Below are 4872 nucleotides of genomic sequence, written 5' to 3'. Positions count from 1 at the left end.
GCGCTCGATGCCGCGCACCTGCTTGCCGTACATGTTCTTCATCTTGATCACGCCGAAGAGTCCGCACGCCTCTTCCTTCTCGTCGGACAGGAGGTCGAACGGAAACCCCATCTTCGCCTTGAACTTTTCATGCGACTTGAGGCTGTCGCGGGAGACGCCGAAGACGGCGCAGTGGAGCTTGCCGAAGGCGCCGTGCAGATCGCGGAAGTGCTCACCCTCGGTGGTGCAGCCCGGTGTGTTGTCCTTCGGGTAGAAATACAGCACGAAGGGATGGCCGAGCTGGGCCGACGTGCTGAACGTCTTGCCGCCGGTGGCCGGCAGCGAGAACTCGGGGACGGGCTGATCGAGCATTTGCGGGAATGCCTCCTCTCGGGTCAGGAAGATCTATTGTCGGGACTAACCGATGCCAGGGACAAGAGGGCGGGCGTCGCCTTGCAGCGCCAGGGTGCCGGAGCGTCCGGGCACCTCGCCGGTCGCGACGGCGTGACGTGGCAGAGCTGCGACGTCCAGCGTCTCGAAGAAGGATCGCACCGACGAGAGCACGTAGCCCTGTGCGCGCCACCCGTCGAGCAGTCGCTCGAATGCGGGTGCGAGTTTCATTCCTTCCAGTTCCGCATGCAGCGTGTAGACGTGGCTCGAGCGCCGGTCCGCCGTGAGCCGCAGCAGATGGGCGGCGCACGCCGCGGCGTCGGCTCCCGCCACACCGATCAGCTCGTCGAGCGTCGGCAGCGTGGTGGGCAGCTGCGGGCAGGCAATCTCGGCACCGTCGACGACCGGCAGATACGGGCTGCCGCCGCGGGTATCCGAGCAATAGTCGAAGGCGTACGCGGCCTCCAGGCGATACGCGTGCGCGTTCATCTGCCAGCCCGCGGCGCCGTGTGTCCGTGCCGGCATGCCGAAGATGTCGGCGAAGCGATCGACCGCCTGCTGCATCTCGCGCCGCGTCCAGGCGGCGTCCCTGTGCTGGACGTGGTCCTGCCAGCGGATGTGGTCCCAGGTGTGGATGCCGACCTCGTAGCCGTGCTCCGCGACGCGACGCATGATCGGCGCGCAGCGACGCCCGATGTCGGGGCCGGGCAGCAGCGTGCCATAGAGCAGCTGCCTGATGCCGTAATGTTCGACCACCGATGTGCGCGAGACCTTCCTGAGGAATCCCGGACGGAAGACGCGGCGGATCGCGCGGCCGGTGTGATCGGGTCCCAGGCTGAACAGGAAGGTGGCACCCGCGCCGTGACGCTGCAGCAGATCGACGAGGCGCGGCACGCCTTCGCGGGTGCCGCGCAGCGTATCGACATCGACCTTGAGCGCGAGGTACCGCATCGGCAGCGACGAGACGGCGCGGTCTCAGTCGACGAGCCCGCGCGCGTCCGCCACGTGCGTGCGGTACGAGTCGAAGATCTGCCGCAGCGCCTCGTCCATCGGTACGGTGGGTGCCCAGTCGAGGTCGCGGCAGGTGTTGTCGATCTTCGGTACGCGGTTCTGCACGTCCTGGTAGCCCTCACCGTAGTAGTCGGCGGAGCGGACCTCGACGAGTTGCACGCGCTCGGCGGACTCGCGGTATTCCGGATAAGTGAGCGCGAGGTCCAGCATCATGTGCGCAAGCTCGCGCACCGAGTAATTGTTGGCGGGGTTGCCGATGTTGTAGATGTTGCCGCTCGCCACCCCGGCGCGGTTGTCGATGATCCGCATCAGCGCGTCGATGCCGTCGTCGATGTGCGTGAACGCGCGCTTCTGGCTGCCGCCGTCCACCAGCTTGATGTCTTCGCCGCGCACGATGTGACCCAGGAACTGGGTGATCACGCGCGAGCTGCCTTCCTTCGGCGTGTGGATGGAATCGAGCCCGGCACCGATCCAGTTGAACGGGCGAAAGAGCGTGAAATCGAGCTGCCCCGCCGCGCCGTAGCCCCAGATCACGCGGTCCATGAGCTGCTTCGCGCAGGCGTAGATCCAGCGCGGCTTGTTGATCGGGCCGAGCACGAGCTCCGAGCGTTCCGCGTCGAATTGTTCGTCGCGGCACATGCCGTACACCTCCGAGGTGGACGGAAAGACGAGCCGCTTGCCGTGCTTCACGCAGGAGCGGACGATCGGCAGGTTCGCCTCGAAGTCGAGCTCGAAGACGCGCAGCGGTTCGCGCACGTAGGTGGCGGGCGTGGCGATCGCCACCAGCGGCAGGATCGTGTCGCACTTGCGGATGTGATACTCGATCCACTCGCGGTTGATGGTGATGTCGCCCTCGAAGAAATGAAAGCGCGCGTGCGCGAGCAGGTCCGAGACGCGGTCGCTTTGCATGTCCATGCCATACACCGACCAGTCGGTCTGCTCCAGGATGCGCTGCGACAGGTGATGACCGATGAAGCCGTTGACGCCGAGAATGCAGATCTTCTTCATGGGAGGATTTTGGGTCTAGTCGTGCGCGAGCGCGATCGGTCCGTCGCCGAACAGGCGACGCAGCGTGCCGGCATCTGCGGGTGCGCCATCGACTTCGACGTCGACCAATCGCAGCCAGGCACCGTCGCCGCATTCGGCGAGGACGCGCCCGCCGGCGACGTGCAGTGACGGCCGGCCCGCCGCCGTGTGCGTGGACGCGACGCGCACGGTGGAGAGCACGCGCAGCCGGTGCCCGGCCTGCGTGCAGAAGGCGCCGGGGTAGGGCGGGGCGACGCCGCGCACGAGGTCGTGGATCGCCTTTGCCGGCTGGCGCCAGTCGATGCGTCCGTCCTCCGGCCGCCGGCCGCCGAAGTAGCTGCCCGCCGCGAGGTCCTGTCGGATGCGCGGCGCGTTGCCTGCGAGCAGGGCCGGAAGCGTCCGCTGCAGCACCAGTTCCGCCGCGACCGTGACCTTGCGGAAGGCGTCGAGCGCGCGGTCGTCCGGCAGTATCGGCACCGCCATCTGGTCGACGAGATCGCCCTGGTCGGGTTTCGCCGTCATGTAGTGCAGGCTCGCACCGGTCTCGGTTTCACCGCGGATCACCGCCCAGTTCACCGGCACGCGCCCGCGGTACTTCGGCAGCAGGGAGCCGTGCATGTTGAGGGCGCCACGGCGCGGCAGGTCGAGCAGCGCCGGCGGCAGCATGCGCCGGTAGTAGAAGGAAAAGAGAAAGTCCGGCGCGAGGCGGCCGATGCGCTCGATCAGCGCCGGGTCGGTCGGATCCTCCGGCGTGATCACCGGGATGTCGTGCGCGCGGGCGAGTGCTGCGACGCTGTCGTACCAGATCACCTCGTCGGCTGCGTCCTCGTGGCTCAGGACGAGCGGCACCTCGACGCCCTGCGCGAGCAGCACCTGCAGGCAGCGGCAGCCGACGTCGTGGTAGGCGAAGACGACCGCGCGCGTCATCGGGCGTGGGGCGCGCGCGGCAGCGCGTGGGTCGCGTCGAGACGGGCCACACCCTCCGCCGGACCTTTCGCATCCGGCGCCTCCAGCAGGGCCTCGACGATATAGCGCGGCCGCGGTCGCACCTGCTGGTAGATGCGGCCCACGTATTCGCCGAGCAGCCCCACCGCGAAGAGCAGAATGCCGAGCAGGAAGAAGGCGATGCCGAACAGGGTGAAGAGGCCCTCGGCTTCCGGACCCACCACGAGACGGCGAATCGCCAGAAAGACGACGAACAGCGCCGAGACGAGGGACAGCGCGATGCCGCCCATCGACACGAGCTGCAGCGGCAGCAGCGAGAAGCCCGTCATCAGATCGAAGTTCAAGCGCACCAGCGCATAGAGCGAGTATTTCGACTCGCCGGCGGTGCGCTCTTCGTGGGCGACCTCCATCTCGACCGGGCGCTGCGCGAAGGTATAGGCGAGCGCCGGGATGAAGGTGCTCACCTCTCGGCAGCTGTTGATCGCGTCCACGATCGGGCGGCTGTAGGCGCGCAGCATGCACCCCTGGTCGGTGATGTGAATCCGCGTCGAGCGCTCGCGCATCCAGTTGAGCGCGCGCGAGGCGTAGCGGCGGAAGAAGCTGTCCTGTCGCTGGCGGCGGATCGTGCCGACGTAGTCGTAGCCTTCGCGCATCTTGGCGACAAGGCGCGGAATCTCCTCCGGCGGGTTCTGCAGGTCGGCGTCCAGCGTGACGACGATCTGGCCGCGGCAGTGCTCGAACCCCGCCATGATCGCCATGTGCTGGCCGAAATTGGCGGCGAAGAGGATCACGCGCGTGACCTCGGGCCGCCGCTGGTACTGCTCGCGCAGCAGGGCCGCGGAGCGGTCGCGGCTGCCGTCGTTGACGAACACGACCTCGAAGCTCGCGCCCATGCCGTCGAGGGCGGGATAGAGCCGATCGAAGAGCGCCGGCAGCCCGGCCTCCTCGTTGTAGACGGGGATGACGACGGAAATCTCCGGTGCCGGACGCCACATGGTTCAGGACAGGTGGCGCAGGACATCGCGCGCGGCGGCGCAGACGCGCTCGACGTCGGCTTCCGTCATGGCGGGAAAGAGCGGCAGCGTGACGATGCTGCGACCTACCCGCTCGGCGTGCGGGAACTGCCCCGGACGCCAGCCGAGATCGCGGTAGAGCCGGAAGAGGTGGATCGCCGGATAGTGCACGCCGACGCCGATGCCGCGCTCGTGCATGGCACGAACGAAATCGCCGCGCGTGGCCTGCATGCGTTCGAGCGGCAGCAGAATCTGGAACATGTGCCAGTTGGCATTGGCGAAATCGGCCAGCGGCAGCTCGCAGCCGAGGTCCCGATCGAAACAGTCGAAGTAGTGTCGGGCAAGCAGACGGCGGCGCGCGGTGAATGCTTCGAGCTGCGCCAGCTGGCCGATGCCGATGCGCGCCGCGATGTCCGTCATGTTGAGCTTGGCGCCGGCCACTTCCACCTGCTGGTCGCCGTCGGGCAGGCGCACCACTCCCTGCAGGCGCAGTCGCTCGCAGCGCAAC

General features: G+C 67.8%; 6 protein-coding genes. All 6 read right to left on the bottom strand.

Features of this window, described 5'->3' with window-relative positions:
* The coding region (locus tag JNK68_14570; protein ID MBL8541568.1) for a peroxiredoxin at positions 1-351 on the bottom strand (351 nt) is incomplete at its 3' end.
* 45 nt (positions 352-396) lie between these two features.
* Positions 397-1320, bottom strand: a complete 924-nt coding sequence (locus tag JNK68_14565; protein ID MBL8541567.1) for a 4-deoxy-4-formamido-L-arabinose-phosphoundecaprenol deformylase — start codon at positions 1318-1320, stop codon at positions 397-399.
* 24 nt (positions 1321-1344) lie between these two features.
* A complete protein-coding gene (locus JNK68_14560) occupies positions 1345-2388 on the bottom strand; it encodes a bifunctional UDP-4-keto-pentose/UDP-xylose synthase (protein ID MBL8541566.1) in 1044 nt (347 codons plus the stop codon).
* Positions 2389-2403: 15 nt separating this feature from the next.
* Positions 2404-3333 carry a formyltransferase gene (locus tag JNK68_14555; GenBank protein MBL8541565.1) on the bottom strand — a complete coding sequence of 310 codons (930 nt, stop codon included), beginning with the start codon at positions 3331-3333 and terminating at the stop codon, positions 2404-2406.
* On the bottom strand, positions 3330-4346 hold the full coding sequence (locus JNK68_14550) for a glycosyltransferase (protein ID MBL8541564.1): 1017 nt from the start codon (positions 4344-4346) through the stop codon (positions 3330-3332). Before JNK68_14550 ends, JNK68_14555 begins: the two co-directional genes overlap by 4 nt.
* 3 nt (positions 4347-4349) lie before the next feature.
* On the bottom strand, positions 4350-4872 hold a 523-nt coding region (locus JNK68_14545), incomplete at its 5' end, for a DegT/DnrJ/EryC1/StrS aminotransferase family protein (protein MBL8541563.1).

It is taken from the genome of Betaproteobacteria bacterium, from assembly GCA_016791345.1.
Classification (GTDB): domain Bacteria; phylum Pseudomonadota; class Gammaproteobacteria; order Burkholderiales; family JAEUMW01; genus JAEUMW01.
Note: the sequence above shows the minus strand (reverse complement) of the source record. Positions and strands in the feature narration are given on the sequence as shown.

Coding starts and splice junctions, on each gene's coding strand:
- JNK68_14565 (MBL8541567.1), bottom strand. CDS start 1,320: ATGCGGTACCTCGCGCTCAAGGTCGATGTCGATACGCTGCGCGGCACC.
- JNK68_14560 (MBL8541566.1), bottom strand. CDS start 2,388: ATGAAGAAGATCTGCATTCTCGGCGTCAACGGCTTCATCGGTCATCAC.
- JNK68_14555 (MBL8541565.1), bottom strand. CDS start 3,333: ATGACGCGCGCGGTCGTCTTCGCCTACCACGACGTCGGCTGCCGCTGC.
- JNK68_14550 (MBL8541564.1), bottom strand. CDS start 4,346: ATGTGGCGTCCGGCACCGGAGATTTCCGTCGTCATCCCCGTCTACAAC.